At 70.9% G+C, this 15,319-nt stretch carries 18 protein-coding genes; 8 read left to right on the plus strand and 10 right to left on the minus strand.

Annotated features, from left to right (window positions below; all coding sequences use genetic code 11):
• Window positions 1-4: 4 nt before the first annotated feature.
• Together KWI83_RS26875 and KWI83_RS26880 are read right to left on the minus strand one after the other, a co-directional pair.
• The gene (locus tag KWI83_RS26875) at window positions 5-274 is read right to left on the minus strand and encodes a helix-turn-helix transcriptional regulator (RefSeq protein ID WP_218516954.1); all 270 of its coding nucleotides are present in this window, start codon (window positions 272-274) and stop codon (window positions 5-7) included.
• On the minus strand, window positions 274-771 hold the full coding sequence (locus tag KWI83_RS26880) for a DUF2975 domain-containing protein (RefSeq protein WP_218516955.1): 498 nt from the start codon (window positions 769-771) through the stop codon (window positions 274-276). Before KWI83_RS26880 ends, KWI83_RS26875 begins: the two co-directional genes overlap by 1 nt.
• A 116-nt stretch (window positions 772-887) precedes the next feature.
• Here KWI83_RS26880 and KWI83_RS26885 point away from each other — a divergent pair, with 116 nt between their 5' ends.
• On the plus strand, window positions 888-1,496 hold the full coding sequence (locus KWI83_RS26885) for a class I SAM-dependent methyltransferase (RefSeq protein WP_218516956.1): 609 nt from the start codon (window positions 888-890) through the stop codon (window positions 1,494-1,496).
• A 551-nt stretch (window positions 1,497-2,047) separates the two neighbouring features.
• Here KWI83_RS26885 and KWI83_RS26890 read toward each other — a convergent pair.
• On the minus strand, window positions 2,048-2,722 hold the full coding sequence (locus KWI83_RS26890) for a PH domain-containing protein (RefSeq protein WP_218516957.1): 675 nt from the start codon (window positions 2,720-2,722) through the stop codon (window positions 2,048-2,050).
• Window positions 2,723-2,871: 149 nt separating this feature from the next.
• Here KWI83_RS26890 and deoC point away from each other — a divergent pair, with 149 nt between their 5' ends.
• From deoC to KWI83_RS26915, 5 genes are all read left to right on the plus strand, one after another.
• Window positions 2,872-3,822: a deoxyribose-phosphate aldolase gene (gene deoC / locus KWI83_RS26895; protein WP_218516983.1), complete on the plus strand. Its 951-nt coding sequence runs from the start codon at window positions 2,872-2,874 to the stop codon at window positions 3,820-3,822.
• Window positions 3,823-3,827: 5 nt separating this feature from the next.
• Window positions 3,828-5,264 carry an aldehyde dehydrogenase family protein gene (locus tag KWI83_RS26900; protein ID WP_218516958.1) on the plus strand — a complete coding sequence of 479 codons (1,437 nt, stop codon included), beginning with the start codon at window positions 3,828-3,830 and terminating at the stop codon, window positions 5,262-5,264.
• Complete coding sequence (locus tag KWI83_RS26905; protein ID WP_218516959.1) at window positions 5,257-6,165, plus strand: aldehyde dehydrogenase; 909 nt, start codon at window positions 5,257-5,259, stop codon at window positions 6,163-6,165. Before KWI83_RS26900 ends, KWI83_RS26905 begins: the two co-directional genes overlap by 8 nt.
• Window positions 6,166-6,275: 110 nt before the next feature.
• Window positions 6,276-6,524 (plus strand): type II toxin-antitoxin system Phd/YefM family antitoxin, encoded by a 249-nt coding sequence (locus tag KWI83_RS26910; protein WP_218516960.1) that lies wholly within the window; start codon window positions 6,276-6,278, stop codon window positions 6,522-6,524.
• Window positions 6,525-6,776 (plus strand): type II toxin-antitoxin system RelE/ParE family toxin, encoded by a 252-nt coding sequence (locus KWI83_RS26915; protein ID WP_218516961.1) that lies wholly within the window; start codon window positions 6,525-6,527, stop codon window positions 6,774-6,776.
• Window positions 6,777-6,803: 27 nt separating this feature from the next.
• On the opposite strand, the gene KWI83_RS40410 is transcribed toward KWI83_RS26915, so the two are convergent.
• The 6 genes from KWI83_RS40410 to KWI83_RS26945 form a co-directional block, all read right to left on the minus strand.
• Window positions 6,804-7,352, minus strand: a complete 549-nt coding sequence (locus KWI83_RS40410; RefSeq protein ID WP_218516962.1) for a DUF6415 family natural product biosynthesis protein — start codon at window positions 7,350-7,352, stop codon at window positions 6,804-6,806.
• A gap of 131 nt (window positions 7,353-7,483) precedes the next feature.
• Complete coding sequence (locus KWI83_RS40415) at window positions 7,484-7,891, minus strand: hypothetical protein (protein WP_218516963.1); 408 nt, start codon at window positions 7,889-7,891, stop codon at window positions 7,484-7,486.
• A 115-nt stretch (window positions 7,892-8,006) separates the two neighbouring features.
• Window positions 8,007-9,662: a phospho-sugar mutase gene (locus KWI83_RS26930; RefSeq protein ID WP_218516964.1), complete on the minus strand. Its 1,656-nt coding sequence runs from the start codon at window positions 9,660-9,662 to the stop codon at window positions 8,007-8,009.
• A gap of 514 nt (window positions 9,663-10,176) precedes the next feature.
• Window positions 10,177-11,001: a purine-nucleoside phosphorylase gene (locus KWI83_RS26935; RefSeq protein WP_218516965.1), complete on the minus strand. Its 825-nt coding sequence runs from the start codon at window positions 10,999-11,001 to the stop codon at window positions 10,177-10,179.
• Between the two features lie 100 nt (window positions 11,002-11,101).
• Window positions 11,102-11,380: a type II toxin-antitoxin system RelE/ParE family toxin gene (locus KWI83_RS26940; RefSeq protein ID WP_218516966.1), complete on the minus strand. Its 279-nt coding sequence runs from the start codon at window positions 11,378-11,380 to the stop codon at window positions 11,102-11,104.
• Window positions 11,381-11,430: 50 nt separating this feature from the next.
• Complete coding sequence (locus KWI83_RS26945; protein WP_218516967.1) at window positions 11,431-11,868, minus strand: gamma-glutamylcyclotransferase; 438 nt, start codon at window positions 11,866-11,868, stop codon at window positions 11,431-11,433.
• A gap of 106 nt (window positions 11,869-11,974) precedes the next feature.
• On the opposite strand from KWI83_RS26945, the gene KWI83_RS26950 reads away from it, so the two are divergent.
• Together KWI83_RS26950 and KWI83_RS26955 are read left to right on the plus strand one after the other, a co-directional pair.
• Window positions 11,975-13,423: an NAD(P)H-quinone dehydrogenase gene (locus KWI83_RS26950; protein ID WP_218516968.1), complete on the plus strand. Its 1,449-nt coding sequence runs from the start codon at window positions 11,975-11,977 to the stop codon at window positions 13,421-13,423.
• A 176-nt stretch (window positions 13,424-13,599) separates the two neighbouring features.
• A complete protein-coding gene (locus KWI83_RS26955) occupies window positions 13,600-14,574 on the plus strand; it encodes a DeoR/GlpR family DNA-binding transcription regulator (protein WP_218516969.1) in 975 nt (324 codons plus the stop codon).
• 411 nt (window positions 14,575-14,985) lie between these two features.
• Here KWI83_RS26955 and KWI83_RS26960 read toward each other — a convergent pair.
• Window positions 14,986-15,319: biotin/lipoyl-containing protein (locus KWI83_RS26960; protein ID WP_218516970.1), on the minus strand; the 334-nt coding region annotated here is incomplete at its 5' end.

The following is a 15,319-nucleotide window of genomic DNA, read 5'->3' on the forward strand; positions in this document are numbered from 1 at the left end:
CCAGTCACTCTCCGGGCTGCGGTGGGGCCGCGGCCGACGTCGCGGCTGTCACTTGATCAGCGGCCTCCTCCCCGGCCTCCCACCGCAACAGATCCCCCGGCTGGCACTCCAGCACCTCGCACAGCGCGGCGAGCGTCGAGAACCGCACGGCCTTGGCGCGGCCGTTCTTGAGCACGGCCAGGTTGGCGGGCGTGATCCCGACGCGTTCCGCGAGTTCGCCCACGGACATCTTCCGCTTGGCCAGCATCACGTCGATGTCGACGGCGATCGGCATCAGATCACCCCCTTCAACTCGGCCTCCATCCGCGCCGCCTCGACGTCCCGCGCCACGGCCTGCGCGAGCAGCATCCGCAGCACCAGCACGATGAGCGCAACGCCCAGCACGGCGACGACGACCCCGCCGATGAGCAGAACGACGCCCGGCGCGACGGCCTCACCCGGCGCGAGCATGTACCCGAACGCGCTCAGGAGAGCGGCGGCCGCGCCGATCGCCCAGATCACGACATCCACGTACCGAAAGGCCGCGTGCGAGAACAGGGTGCCCTTGCGAACCATGGTCACCAGCCGCCACACACAGACGAGTACGACCTGCACGGTGACCACACCCAGGATCAGCACGACGAGATACGCGGCCCGCGGATACGCCAGTTCCGAGCCGCCCTCCTCCAGATCGGCCCCCATCAACGGCACCATCACGGCCTGCACGAACAGGGACCCCGCCAGCAACACCACGAGCACGATCCGCAAAGCAAGCGTCGTCAGCTGCCCCATTGACCCTCCTTCACTCGATGTACGATAGAAATCTATCGTTTCTCGATAGGTGAAGGCAAGTGTCGCGCCTCTCGTCCCCGCATGCGCCAACCGCAACCGCGTGCTTGGATGCGGACGTGGAGAGCTTCACCCGGCGGCTCCTGACCAGCTGCTTCGGGCGGCCCAGCGGCCTGCTCGGCCGTCTCGGCGGCCGACTCATGGCCCACGGCAACGCGGCCACCGAACGCCACGCCGTCGCCCTCGCCGCACCCGCCGAACAGGACGTCGTCCTGGTCATCGGCCCAGGCCCCGGCGTCGGCCTCGCAGCCGCCGCCGAACGCTCGGCCCACGTCATCGGCATCGACCCCTCCGAGGTGATGCGTGCCATGGCCCGCCGCCGCTGCGCCCCGCTGATCACACGCGGCCGCCTCCGCCTCAGCCCCGGCACCGCCGCCCGCACCGGTCAGCCCGACGCCTCCGTCGACGTGGTGATCTCCGTCAACAACCTCCAGCTCTGGCCCGATCTCCGCGCCGCCCTCGCCGAACTCCACCGCGTCCTGCGCCCCGGCGGCCGCCTCCTCCTCTCCGCCCACGAGAAGTGGCTCCCCACCGACCTCCCCACCCTCGCGGCCACGGTCCGAGCAGCGGGCTTCGCCTCCGTCCACACCTGGACGTGGGACCCCCCGACCCGCCTGGCGTCGACGGCAGCGCTGCTGAGCGCGGTGCGCACCCAGGAACTCACCTAGGAACTTCGGAGCACCGGTCGCAGCCACAGGGGCCATCAAGCTGACGGCCGGCACCGCGGTCATCGTGCCGCGCGGGCGTCGGCACCGCATCGCGTTGGACACCGTCAGCGACATCATGTCCGTCACCCTCCTCCGCGGCAGCCGTCGGGAGAAGCGGACCGAAGCGTAGGGCCTCCGGCGGATCAGGTGGGAGGAAAACCGGGAGTAGTGCATCTCCTCCGGTGGGTTGGCCCCATGGCTTCCCGGCCTTCGGGGCCGGCCCTCCCCCTGACAGCCGCACCCTCCCACCAGGTCGTACGCCGGGGCAGGGCCGGGCTTTGGCCAGCGGGCCGTCGGTCATCGCGCGGAGCCGTGACGCCTGTGCAGGCCGGGTTTCGTTCAGCGGGCCGTCGGTCATCGCGCGGAGCCGTGACGCCCGTGCAGGGCCGGGTTTCGTTCAGCGGGCCGTCGGTCATCGCGCCGAGCCGTGACGCCTGTGCAGGCCGGGTTTCGGCCAGCGGGCCGAGCCGTGACGCCCGTGCAGGACCGGGCCTCGTCCAGCCGTCCGCCCGCTACCCCACCGCCAGCAATATCGCCAGCAGTACCGCCCCGGCCACCGCAGGTGCCGCGATCTCGTACGCCCAGCGCACGGTCACCTCGCCCTGTGCCGTCTTCGCCTTCTCCCGTGCCTCCAGCGTCTGGCGCAGGTCGTGCATGATCTGGTCGCTCTCGGCGCGGACGGGGCCGTCGTGGACATCGACGTCCGTGAACCCGCCGAAACCACGGGGGCGGGTCTTGCCGTTTCCGGCGGCCTGTGCCGCCCGCCGTGCCTCCTTGCGGGCGGCACGGCTGCGGCCGCGAAGGGAGACGGGTATGGCCCACAGCTGGTACTTGGCGCCGGCCTTGGTGATGACCTCGTTGGTGTACCCGGAGCGCAGGGAGGCGACCTCGCCCCAGGGCAGCACGATCACGCGGAAGGGGTTGCGGACGCGCAACCTGTCCTCACCGGCGTACACAGCGGGCCGCACCGTGAACGCGACGACCAGCGGCACCACGACCAGCAGCGTGGCGAGCGCCAGCCACGGGGTGCGGCCCTCGCCCGCGATGATCGCGTCCCCGCCGAGCCAGCCGGCGAGGGCGAGCAGCAGGACGCCGCCGACGAGACCCATGGGCGACCGGTAGATCCGGTCCCGGGTGGTGGGGCGCGGAGGCTGCGGCGCTGATGACTGCTGGTCCGGGGTCGTCATGCCCTCGATTCTGCCCGACGCCACCGACAGCGCCCATGCGCGGTGCCTCCACCTGTGGTCGCCCCCACGCTCATGCGCGCACCGCCCTCCCAGGATGAGCAAGAGGGCTGTACAGCCGCTACGCGCGTAGATATGCTCGTCTGGTGACCATGCCCACCACTGCACACACCCTCACGGACGCGGCGGCCTCCGACAGCACGCTGCGCCGCTTCCTGCACGGGCTGCCCGGCGTCGACGCGGTCGGCCTGGAGGCGCGCGCCGCCTCCCTCGGCACCCGTTCCATCAAGACCACCGCCAAGGCGTACGCCATCGACCTCGCCATCTCGATGGTCGACCTGACGACGCTGGAAGGCGCGGACACCCCGGGCAAGGTCCGGGCGCTCGGCGCCAAGGCGGTCCACCCGGACCCGACGGATCCCACGACCCCGGCGACCGCGGCCGTCTGCGTCTACCCCGACATGGTGGCCACCGCCAAGCAGGCCGTCGCGGGCTCCACCGTCAAGGTCGCCTCGGTCGCCACCGCGTTCCCGGCCGGCCGCGCCCCGCTCTCCGTGAAGCTGGCGGACGTGCGCGAGGCCGTGGCCGCCGGTGCCGACGAGATCGACATGGTCATCGACCGCGGGGCCTTCCTCGCGGGCCAGTACATGAAGGTGTACGACGAGATCGTGGCCGTGAAGGAGGCCTGCGGGGCGAGCGCCCGCCTGAAGGTCATCTTCGAGACCGGCGAGCTGTCGACGTACGACAACATCCGCCGTGCCAGCTGGCTCGGCATGCTGGCGGGCGCCGACTTCATCAAGACGTCGACCGGCAAGGTGGCGGTGAACGCGACGCCCGCGAACACCCTGCTCATGCTGGAGGCCGTGCGCGACTTCCGCGCCCAGACGGGTGTCCAGGTCGGTGTGAAGCCCGCCGGTGGCATCCGCACCAGCAAGGACGCGATCAAGTTCCTCGTCCTGGTCAACGAGACCGTCGGTGAGGACTGGCTGGACAACCACTGGTTCCGCTTCGGCGCCTCCTCCCTGCTGAACGATCTGCTGATGCAGCGTCAGAAGCAGGCCACCGGCCGCTACTCCGGCCCCGACTACGTGACGGTGGACTGATCACCATGGCACCTGTATTCGAGTACGCACCCGCGCCCGAATCGCGCGCGATCGTCGACATCGCCCCGTCGTACGGCCTCTTCATCGACGGTGAGTTCGTCGAGAGCTCGGGTGAGGACCGCAACAAGACGATCAGTCCGGCCACCGAGGAAGTGCTCGCCGAGTACACCCAGGCCACCGCGGAGGACGTCGACCGGGCGGTGAAGGCCGCCCGGAAGGCCTTCGGGAAGTGGTCGGCGCTGCCCGGCTCCGAGCGCGCCAAGTACCTGTTCCGCATCGCCCGGATCATCCAGGAGCGCAGCCGGGAACTCGCGGTCCTGGAGACCCTGGACAACGGCAAGCCGATCAAGGAGACGAGGGACGTCGACCTGCCCCTCGTCGCGGCGCACTTCTTCTACTACGCGGGCTGGGCCGACAAGCTGGACCACGCCGGCTTCGGCCCGAACCCCAGGCCGCTGGGCGTGGCGGGCCAGGTCATCCCCTGGAACTTCCCGCTGCTGATGCTGGCCTGGAAGATCGCCCCGGCGCTCGCGACCGGCAACACGGTCGTCCTCAAGCCCGCCGAGACGACCCCGCTCTCCGCCCTCTTCTTCGCGGACATCTGCCGCCAGGCGGGCCTGCCGAAGGGCGTCGTCAACATCGTGACCGGCGACGGCCGGACCGGCGCCGCCCTGGTCGCCCACCCCGACGTCAACAAGGTCGCCTTCACCGGCTCCACGGCGGTCGGCAAGGAGATCGCGCGCACCGTCGCGGGCACCCGCAAGAAGCTCACCCTGGAGTTGGGCGGCAAGGGCGCCAACATCGTCTTCGACGACGCCCCGATCGACCAGGCCGTCGAGGGCATCGTGGGCGGCATCTTCTTCAACCAGGGCCAGGTGTGCTGCGCGGGCAGCCGACTGCTGGTCCAGGAGTCGATCCAGGACGAGTTGCTGGAGTCGCTGAAGCGCCGCCTGTCGACCCTGCGCCTGGGCGACCCGCTCGACAAGAACACGGACATCGGCGCGATCAACTCCGCCGAGCAGCTGGCCCGGATCACCGCGCTCGCCGACCAGGGCGAGGCGGAGGGCGCCGAGCGCTGGTCCCCGGCCTGCGAACTGCCGTCGTCCGGCTACTGGTTCGCCCCGACGCTCTTCACCAACGTCACGCAGGCGCACACGATCGCCCGCGACGAGATCTTCGGCCCGGTGCTGTCGGTGCTGACGTTCCGTACGCCGGACGAGGCCGTCGCCAAGGCCAACAACACTCCGTACGGCCTCTCGGCGGGCGTCTGGACGGAGAAGGGCTCCCGGATCCTGGCGGTCGCGAACAAGCTGCGCGCAGGTGTCGTCTGGTCCAACACGTTCAACAAGTTCGACCCGACCTCGCCGTTCGGCGGCTACAAGGAGTCGGGCTTCGGCCGCGAGGGCGGCCGCCACGGCCTGGAGGCGTACCTCGATGTCTGAGAAGACCGACAAGACCGAGCAGCAGCGACTGAGCGTCTTCAAGACCTACAAGCTGTACGTCGGCGGGAAGTTCCCGCGTTCCGAGAGCGGCCGGGTGTACGAGGTGACGGACTCCAAGGGCAACTGGCTGGCGAACGCGCCGCAGGCCTCCCGCAAGGACGCCCGTGACGCGGTGGTCGCGGCGCGCAAGGCGTTCGGGGCGTGGTCGGGGGCGACGGCGTACAACCGTGGGCAGATCCTCTACCGCGTCGCGGAGATGCTGGAGGGGCGCCGGGACCAGTTCGTGCGCGAGGTCGCGGACGCGGAGGGCCTGTCCAAGTCCAAGGCTGGGGCGGTGGTCGACGCGACGATCGACCGCTGGGTCTGGTACGCGGGCTGGACCGACAAGATCGCCCAGGTGGTGGGCGGCGGGAACCCGGTGGCGGGCCCGTACTTCAACCTCTCGACGCCCGAGCCGACGGGTGTGGTGGCCGTGGTCGCCCCCCAGGACTCGTCCTTCCTGGGCCTGGTCTCGGTGGTCGCCCCGGTGATCGCGACCGGCAACACGGCGGTGGTGATCGCCTCCGAGAAGGCCCCCCTGCCCGCGCTCTCCCTCGGCGAGGTCCTGGCCACCTCGGACCTTCCCGGCGGCGTCGTGAACGTCCTCTCCGGCCGTACGGCGGAAATCGCCGCGCCGCTGGCCGCGCACCAGGACGTCAACGCGATCGATCTGGCGGGCGCGGACGACGTACTGGCGAAGGAGCTGGAGATCGCCGCGGCGGACAATCTCAAGCGGGTGCTGCGTCCACAGCCTGTGGATTACACCGAGACGCCGGGGACCGACCGCATGACGGCGTTCCTGGAGACGAAGACGGTGTGGCATCCGACGGGGGCATTGGGGGCGTCGGGGTCGTCGTACTGACCGCAGCCGGCTTGGAGGGCCGCGCCTCACCTTTGGGTGGGCGCGGCTTTTCGGTGCCGGAGATGATGCACCCATTGCCCAGAAGATTCATCTTGTGAAACCACCTGCGCATGGTAGAGATCGCTATCAGCGCTGCCCGCTCCCAGCTCGGCGACCTCGTGCGCCGTGCCGCCCACGGCCGCGAGACCATCGCCCTCACCGATCACGGACACGTCGCCGCTCTGCTCGTCTCCCCTCAAGTCATAGAGGATCTCGAAGACGCCCTGGCGGTCGCGGAGTACCAGCTCAAGAAGGAGCGCGGAACTCTGGACCCAGGCATCCCGCACGAGGAAGTCGGCAGGATGCTGGGACTGCGGTAAGTGACCTACGAGATCATCTGGGAACCACGCGCCACCAACGCGGCCGTGCGGTTCCTCAAGGACGACCCGACCGGGCTGTCTGCCGTCTACGAGACCGTGGACTCCCTGGCCACCGAACCCCGCCCACGCGGTTCCATCCCCTACGGATCACAAGATGTTCGCCGCCTCCACGTCGGCGACTACCGGGTCCTGTACGTCATCGACGACGACGTGATCCGCATCCTGGTCACCCATCCCGGGCGAACCGCCTGACTCCTGCTGGGAGACCGCACCAATCCATCAGCCCAGAGGGCCGCGCCCGTTCGAGGGGCGGCCCCCAACTGGCGCGCCCGTGGTCGGAGGGTTGCGGCGGAGTTGGTTCCAGTGGTCGCCCAGTCGTCGGCTGCGGTCGCAGTGGCTGTCGTCGGTCCTGCAGATCCGGCACTTCGTCGCGTGGATGGCCCAGCGGCGGAAGGCGAGTTGGGCAGGGCTCCAGTGGTCGCCCGTCATCTGCCCGCAGTTCAGGGCCTCGTACTGGCGGCACAGGGCGTCGATCGAGCGGGCCAGCCGCTGGGCGTGGGCGATGTCGGCGGGCTGGCTGCGGGAAGGCTCGACGCCCATGTGACGCCGCGCCTCACTGATGCAGGCGAGAGCTGCCGCGCGGGCTTCCGTGTCCTCCGGGACGGCCAGGAGGGCGGTGACCGTGACCGCCGCGGCCACCGCGATGCCGGTCGGGCGGGTGAGACCCGCGAGGGCGGCGAGGGTGGCGGCGGTGAGCCAGCGGCCGGTGAGGACGGCATACAGCGACCAGGCCGCGCAGGCCGTGAACAGGGACTCCGTGCAGCCCATCCACTGGACGAGGCCCACCGGCAGTGCCGCCCAGAGGGTGGTGAGCAGGGTGCCCGCCCGGCGGCCGTGCAGGTGGTCGCCGATCGCGAAGATGCCCCAGGCGGCGAGGAGGGAGGCGGCGATGGCCAGGGTCAGGCCGGTGGAGGCGGGGGAGAGGGGGAGGCGGGGGTGACGGCTCTGAGGAGGAGGGGGTAGAGCGGGAAGAACGCGAGGTTGTTGGCGTCGTGCCGGGTGCCGAGTTCTGTGGTGTAGCCGTGGGCCGCGATGCCGAGGTACCACTCGGTGTCCCACTCCGCCGCGAGGGCCTGCCAGACGTCCTGGTCTCGGATGTGTGACCAGAGGGTGAGGGCGAGGAGGCCGGTAGTGCGGACGCCGGTGTAGGCGAGGAGGGCGGGGCGGCGTGGCGGAGGGCGGCGCGCAGGGTGGTGGTGACTGGCGTGCGGGTGGGCGGGAGGCAGGCCGTGGGGGTTTGCGTCGAGGCCAAGGAGGGTGCTCCAACCAGGTACTCGGCTGTGGTGCGGTACCGGTCCACCGTTCACCCGGGGGGTGGGGTGTGGTGGGGAGCGGGTGGTGTGTGTGCCGGGTCTATTACCCGATGGGGTGCCCCTGTCCGGGGATGGGTGCCCCTGTCCGGGGGAGGGGCACCCCTGTTCGTCAGATGCCTGCTGCTTCCGAGAGGTCCTGCTTGATCGCCGTCAGCAGGGTCGTGGCCTTGGCGCGGGCCGCCGGGAGGTCGGCGTGCGTTTCCACCGGGACCACCACCTCCAGGTAGCACTTCAGCTTCGGTTCCGTGCCACTGGGGCGGACGATGACGCGGGCGCCTTCGAGGGTGTAGCGCAGGCCGTCCGTGGGCGGGAGCTTGTCCGTGCCCTGGGTGAGGTCCTCGGCGTTCGTGATCGGCAGGCCCCCGAGGTGGGTGGGGGGCTGCTCGCGGAGCCTTCGCATGGCGCCGGCGATGACCGAGAGGTCCTGGACGCGGACCGAGAGCTGGTCGGTTGCGTGCAGGCCGTGTTCGACGGCGAGGTCGTCGAGGAGGTCGAGGAGGGTGCGGTTGTTTTCCTTGAGTTCGGAGGCCAGTTCCGTGATCAGGAGGGCCGCCGTGATGCCGTCCTTGTCGCGTACGCCGTCCGGGTCGACGCAGTAGCCGAGGGCCTCCTCGTAGCCGTAGCGGAGGTTGTCGACGCGGGCGATCCACTTGAAGCCGGTGAGGGTCTCCTCGTGGGCCAGGCCCGCCTTCGCGGCGATGCGGCCGAGGAGGGAGGAGGAGACGATCGACTCGGCGAACGTGCCCTGTGCTCCGCGGTTCACCAGGTGGGCGGCGAGGAGGGCGCCTACCTCGTCGCCACGGAGCATGCGCCAGTCGTCGGCTGGCTTTTCGGCTGTCGTGTCCGCTGTCCTCACCGCTACCGCGCAGCGGTCGGCGTCCGGGTCGTTGGCGATGATCAGGTCCGGGTTCGTCTCGCGGGCCTTGGCGAAGGCGAGGTCCATCGCGCCGGGCTCTTCCGGGTTGGGGAAGGCGACGGTGGGGAAGTCCGGGTCGGGGTCGGCCTGCTCGGTGACGAGGGTGGGGGGCGGGAAGCCAGCGCGGTCGAAGGCGGCGAGGAGCGTGTCCTTGCCGACGCCGTGCATCGCCGTGTAGACGGTGCGGGCGGTGCGGGGGGAGTCCTTGGCCAGGACGGCGTCCGTGCGGGCGAGGTAGGCGTGCAGGACGGTGTCGTCGAGGGTCTCCCAGCCTTCGGTGGGGCGCGAGACGGTGGTGAGGGACGGGATCGCGGCGATCTCCGCGGCGATGTCCGTGTCGGCGGGCGGGACGATCTGGGAGCCGTCGCCGAGGTAGACCTTGTAGCCGTTGTCGCGGGGTGGGTTGTGGCTGGCGGTGACCTCCACTCCGGCGACCGCGCCGAGGTGCCTGATCGCGAAGGCGAGGACGGGGGTGGGGAGGGGGCGGGGGAGGAGGGCGGCGCGGAGGCCCGCGCCGGTCATGACGGAGGCGGTGTCGCGGGCGAAGTCCGCGGACTTGTGGCGGGCGTCGTAGCCGATGACGACGAGGCCGTTCTCGTGGCCCTGCTTCTTGAGGTACGCGGCGAGGCCGGCGGCGGCGCGGATGACGACCGAGCGGTTCATGCGCAGGGGGCCGGCGCCGAGTTCGCCGCGGAGGCCGGCGGTGCCGAACTGGAGGGTGCCGCTGAAGCGGGCGGTGAGTTCGGTGACGTCCTTGGTGTCGATCAGGCGGGCGAGTTCGGCGCGGGTTTCCGGGTCGGGGTCCTCGGTGAGCCATGCCTGGGCCTGTGCGAGGAGGTCGTCTTGCACGGTCGGTCAGCCTCTCGTTGTGGGGTGGGCGGGTGCGGGTGCGGGTGCCTGCGGCGGCCTGTGGCTGTTCGGTGGGGGTTGCTGTAGCGCCTACGGTGCGGTGGGTGGGGCGGGGCCGCGCCGGGGGGTGTCCGTCCTCGGAACGGCGCGGAATCGGTCTCTTACCAACTTGCCCGTGTTGACGCGCCAACCGCTGCGGGCGGACACCCCCCGACACGTCCCCTTCCGTGCGCACGCGACTGCGGGTCCATGGGCCCGACCGTAGTCCGCCGAGGGCGCGGTGCGGGTCTGTGGGGCCGACCGTGGTGCGCCGTGGGTGGGCGCGGTGCGGGTCCGTGGGGCCGACCGTAGTCCGCCGTGGGCGCGGTGCGGGTCTGTGGGGCCGACCGTGGTGCGCCGTGGGTGGGCGGGTGCGGGTCCGTGGGGCCGACCGTAGTCGGGGGCGGTGGCTGTGGGCGGGACCATGGTCCGTGTGGCTGCGGGTGGGCGTGGCGCAGCCTCTACGCCGGGTGGGCTACAGCCGGTCCAGGACCTGGGCCAGGAGGGAGCCCATCCGTGTTGCCGAGTCGCGGCCCGCCTGGAGGACCTCCTCGTGGTTCAGGGGCTCTCCGGTCATGCCGGCGGCGAGGTTGGTGACCAGGGAGATGCCCAGGACCTCCGCGCCCGCCTCGCGGGCCGCGATGGCCTCCAGGACCGTCGACATGCCCACCAGGTCCGCGCCGATCACGCGGGCCATGCGGATCTCGGCCGGTGTCTCGTAGTGCGGGCCGGGGAACTGGGCGTAGACGCCCTCCTCCAGGGTGGGGTCGATCTCCTTGCACAGGGCGCGCAGGCGGGGGGAGTAGAGGTCGGTGAGGTCGACGAAGTTCGCGCCGATGATGGGGGAGGTCGCCGTGAGGTTGATGTGGTCGCTGATCAGGACCGGCTGGCCGGGGCGCATGCCCTCGCGGAGGCCGCCGCAGCCGTTGGTGAGGATGATGGTCTTGCTGCCGGCCGCTACGGCGGTGCGGACGCCGTGGGCCACGGCGGCGACGCCGCGGCCCTCGTAGTAGTGGGTGCGGCCGAGGAAGACCAGGGCGCGCTTGTCCCCGATCCGGTACGAGCGGATCTTGCCGCCGTGTCCGGCGACCGCCGGCGGCGGGAAACCGGGCAGGTCCGTGACCTGGAACTCGGCGTCGGGGGCGCCCAGCGCGTCCACGGCCGGTGCCCAGCCGGAGCCCATCACGAGGGCGACGTCGTGGGACTCGGCGCCGGTGAGTTCGCGCAGGCGGGCCGCGGCGGCGTCGGCGGCGGCGTAGGGGTCGCCCTGGATGTCGTCCGGAAGAAGAGAAGCGTTCACGCGCATGAGGGTAGCCGGTTTGGTCCTACGCGCGTAGATGACAGAGGTCACGGGATGGCGATCGTTGTCTTGTCGTTTCCCACGAGAGGGGCGGGGACGGTCACTCGTCCGGGACGAGAACGTCCTTGTCGTTGAAGACCTCGACGATGAAGATCAGCAGTCGGCCTCGGCTGACCGTGTACTCCACGAGGATGTTCTGCGTGAGCCGGATCGTACGGTCGTCGCCGGTGGAGCTTATGGGGCGCGACACCGAGAGGAACGGGTCGCGGGCCAGCAGGGCGATGCCTTTGTCGAACGCGGCGCGCTGCCGGTCGTCGAGCCGGTCACGGGCCTCGGCGGCCTGCACCGTGAAGTAGACGTCGTAGGTGAGGGGGGCCATGCGATCTCCCACTGGTGCGCCGGTCGTCCAAGTCTAGGAGCCGGCCTCTGTCAGCAGGGCCTCTTCCGCAGCTCCATCACGTAATCGTGCGGTGCGCCGGCCGACTCGGCAGCGTCGGCGATCTCGCCCAGGTAGCGGGCCGAGGGGAGGCCGCCCTCGTAGCCGTTCAGGACGTACACCCAGGCGCCCTCCTCGCCGTCGAGGGTGTGGACGCGGACGCGGACGCGGCGGTAGACGTCGAGGCCGACGCCGACCCACCGGTCGAGTGACTCCTCGTCCATGGGTGCGATGTCGTAGAGCGCGACGAAGACCTGGGACACCGGGTCCTCGACGATCGTCGCGAGCGCGCCCTCCCAGCCCATGTGCTCGCCGCCGAACGTCAGCCGCCAGCCGTTCAGCCACCCCGTGGCGCGCATCGGCGAGTGCGGGGCACGGCGGGACATCAGCCGCGCGTCGAGATTTCCGGCGTAGGCGGCGTAGAGCGACATGGATCGAGGGTACGGCAGTCGGCTCGCATGCCACTTTCGTGTCAGGGGCACCTGTGGTACCTCGGGCAGTACCCCGGGGCAGTCGCACATTGAAGGGTGCGGGACAATGGAGTACGTGACTCGGATCGTGATCATCGGTGGCGGACCCGGCGGATACGAAGCGGCGCTGGTCGCCGCCCAACTCGGTGCGGAGGTGACCGTCGTCGACTGCGACGGTCTGGGCGGAGCGTCGGTGCTGACCGACTGCGTGCCGTCGAAGACCCTGATCGCCACGGCCGAGGTGATGACCAACTTCGACTCCTCCTACGAGGAGCTGGGCATCATCGTCGCCGACGACACACCGCCGGACGAGATGGCCGCCCGGATCATCGGGGTGGACCTGGGGAAGGTCAACCGCCGGGTGAAGCGGCTCGCGCTCGCCCAGTCGCACGACATCACCGCGGCGGTGACGCGGGCCGGCGCGCGGGTGATGCGCGGGCGTGGGCGGCTGGAGGGCATGCAGGCCCTCGACGGGTCACGGAAGGTCGTGGTGCGGGCCGCGGACGGGAGCGAGGAGACGCTCACGGCCGACGCCGTGCTCATCGCCACCGGTGGGCATCCCCGGGAGCTGCCCGACGCCAGGCCCGACGGTGAGCGGATTCTGAACTGGACCCAGGTGTACGACCTCGACGAGCTCCCCGAGGAGCTGATCGTGGTCGGGTCGGGTGTGACCGGTGCCGAGTTCGCGGGTGCCTATCAGGCGCTCGGGTCGAAGGTGACCCTGGTGTCGTCCCGGGACCGGGTGCTGCCGGGTGAGGACCCGGACGCGGCCGCCGTGCTGGAGGAGGTCTTCCGGCGGCGCGGCATGAACGTCATGGCGCGGTCGCGGGCCGCCGCCGCCAAGCGGGTCGGGGACCGGGTCGAGGTCACCCTCTCCGACGGGCGGGTCATCACCGGGTCGCACTGCCTGATGGCCGTCGGCGCCATCCCCAACACCCAGGGCATGGGCCTGGAGGAGGCCGGGGTCCGGCTGAAGGACTCCGGGCACATCTGGACCGACAAGGTGTCGCGGACGAGCGCCCCCGGTGTGTACGCCGCCGGTGATGTCACCGGCGTCTTCGCGCTCGCGTCGGTGGCGGCCATGCAGGGGCGTATCGCCATGTACCACTTCCTCGGCGACGCGGTGACCCCGCTGAACCTGAAGACCGTCTCCTCCAACGTCTTCACCGACCCCGAGATCGCCACCGTCGGCTACACCCAGGCCGACGTGGACGGCGGGATCATCGACGCCCGGGTCGTGAAGCTGCCGCTGCTGCGCAACCCGCGCGCGAAGATGCAGGGCATCCGGGACGGCTTCGTCAAGATCTTCTGCCGTCCGGGTACGGGGATCGTGGTGGGTGGTGTGGTGGTGGCGCCGCGCGCGTCCGAGCTCATCCATCCGATCTCGATCGCCGTCGACAACAATCTGACGGTCGAACAGATCGCGAACGCGTTCACCGTGTACCCCTCCCTTTCGGGGTCGATCGCGGAGGTGGCGCGGCAGCTTCACACCCGGAAGGTGACTGCCGAGGCCTGACCGTTCCGGCGGCTGAAAGCCACTCTTCGCTGGTCACGGGGAGTTGCCGCCCATGCGTTCGGCATGGGCGGCGGGAGCGGGCTCCTATACCACTTCCTGGTGGTGTGTGCGAACAACTTCTGTTATTCGGCGCAAACTGCTGAAAGCAGACGGTCGTTGGGGTTACTGTCAGTTTCGTGTTCGCTGCAGAACGTCGCCAGTTGATCCTCGAAATGGTGCGAGCGAACGGGGCCGTGTCGCTCCGTGAGCTCGCCCGCGTCGTCCAGACCTCCGAAGTGACCGTACGGCGGGACGTGCGCGCACTGGAGGCAGAAGGACTCCTCGACCGCCGGCACGGCGGTGCGGTATTGCCGGGCGGATTCACGCGGGAATCCGGCTTTCCGCAGAAGTCACATCTCGCGACCGCCGAGAAGACCGCCATCGCCGACCTCGCCGCGAACTTCGTGGAGGAGGGCGAGGCCATCGTGGTCGGAGCCGGTACGACGACCCAGGAGCTGGCCCGCCGGCTCGCCCGGGTCCCCGGCCTGACCGTCGTCACCAATTCCCTGCTCGTGGCGCAGGCCCTGGCCCACGCCAACCGGGTGGAGGTCGTGATGACCGGCGGCACGCTCCGCGGTTCCAACTACGCCCTCGTGGGGTCGGGGGCGGAACAGTCCCTCCAGGGGCTGCGGGTGTCCCGGGCCTTCCTCTCCGGAAGCGGTCTGACCGCCGAGCGCGGCCTGTCCACGTCCAACATGCTCTCGGCATCCGTCGACCGGGCCCTCGTCCAGGCCGCCGCGGAGGTCGTGGTCCTCGCGGACCACACCAAGCTCGGCACGGACACGATGTTCCAGACGGTCCCGACCGATGTGATCACCCGCCTCGTGACGGACGAACCGCCGGCCCACGACGACCGTGCCGCCACCGAGCTGCAGGCGCTGGCCGACCAGGGCGTGCAGATCGCCGTGGCCGGGACCGGAGCCTCGGGAAACGCCGGGAACGCGGGCGGTGAGGGCACCCCGGCGCGCCAGCAGCGCCGCGACGTGGCCCTCCCGGGTCCGCGCCGGGGCCAAATCCCGGGCGCCGGATCGGCCCTGCGCACGGCGGCCGTCCTCGGCGAGCAGACGCCGGGCGGGGAGCGGGCCAGGGTGGCCGATCTACGGCGCCGGTGACCTCACCGTGCCCGGTGCGTGAGGCGGCCGCGGGCTCCTGACCGTGCCCGGTGCGTGAGGCGGCCGCGGGCTCCTGCCTCGCGACGGCCGCCGCCTCCGACGTCCGTATGTCCGGATCGTGGTGTCGGCTTCTGTGGCGCCTGCGGGGGTTGCCCCCGGGGTGGGTCGTGGGGGTCGTTCCGGGGGTCGCCGTGCTCGACTTCCGCGTACGTCCGACCGCGGTGTCGGCTTTTGTGAAACCTGCGGGAGTTGCCCCGGGGTGGGTCGTGGGGCTCTTTCCGGCGGCCGCCGCCTCCGACTTCCGTACGTCCGGACCGCGGTGTCGGCCTCCGTGGCGCCCCCGCGGGAAACGAAGCGCCCGGCGGACGTCAGAAGTCGGTCCGCCGGGCGCTCGGGATGTCGTACGGCCGCTCAGTCCTTGATCTCGCAGATCACCGCGCCCGACGTGATGGACGCGCCGACCTCCGCGGTCAGGCCCTTGATGGTGCCGGTCTTGTGGGCGTTGAGCGGCTGCTCCATCTTCATCGCCTCCAGGACGACGACCAGGTCGCCCTCCTTGACGGCCTGGCCCTCCTCCACGGCGATCTTGACGATGGTGCCCTGCATCGGCGAGGCGAGGGTGTCGCCGGACGCGACCGGGCCGGACTTCTTCGCGGCCCGGCGCTTCGGCTTGGCGCCGGCGGCGAGGCCGGTGCGGGCCAGGGACATGCCGAGGGAGGACGGGAGGGAGACCTCCAGGCGCTTG

Source organism: Streptomyces sp. TRM70350, from assembly GCF_019219825.1.
Classification (GTDB): Bacteria; Actinomycetota; Actinomycetes; order Streptomycetales; family Streptomycetaceae; genus Streptomyces.

Excerpts from the sequence above, each read along its gene's own strand:
- KWI83_RS26880 (WP_218516955.1), bottom strand. The coding sequence starts at position 771 with ATGGGGCAGCTGACGACGCTTGCTTTGCGGATCGTGCTCGTGGTGTTG.
- KWI83_RS26910 (WP_218516960.1), top strand. The coding sequence starts at position 6,276 with ATGGTAGAGATCGCTATCAGCGCTGCCCGCTCCCAGCTCGGCGACCTC.
- KWI83_RS26900 (WP_218516958.1), top strand. The coding sequence starts at position 3,828 with ATGGCACCTGTATTCGAGTACGCACCCGCGCCCGAATCGCGCGCGATC.
- deoC (WP_218516983.1), top strand. The coding sequence starts at position 2,872 with ATGCCCACCACTGCACACACCCTCACGGACGCGGCGGCCTCCGACAGC.
- KWI83_RS40410 (WP_218516962.1), bottom strand. The coding sequence starts at position 7,352 with ATGGGCTGCACGGAGTCCCTGTTCACGGCCTGCGCGGCCTGGTCGCTG.
- KWI83_RS26890 (WP_218516957.1), bottom strand. The coding sequence starts at position 2,722 with ATGACGACCCCGGACCAGCAGTCATCAGCGCCGCAGCCTCCGCGCCCC.
- KWI83_RS26945 (WP_218516967.1), bottom strand. The coding sequence starts at position 11,868 with ATGTCGCTCTACGCCGCCTACGCCGGAAATCTCGACGCGCGGCTGATG.
- KWI83_RS26940 (WP_218516966.1), bottom strand. The coding sequence starts at position 11,380 with ATGGCCCCCCTCACCTACGACGTCTACTTCACGGTGCAGGCCGCCGAG.
- KWI83_RS26905 (WP_218516959.1), top strand. The coding sequence starts at position 5,257 with ATGTCTGAGAAGACCGACAAGACCGAGCAGCAGCGACTGAGCGTCTTC.
- KWI83_RS26950 (WP_218516968.1), top strand. The coding sequence starts at position 11,975 with ATGGAGTACGTGACTCGGATCGTGATCATCGGTGGCGGACCCGGCGGA.
- KWI83_RS26875 (WP_218516954.1), bottom strand. The coding sequence starts at position 274 with ATGCCGATCGCCGTCGACATCGACGTGATGCTGGCCAAGCGGAAGATG.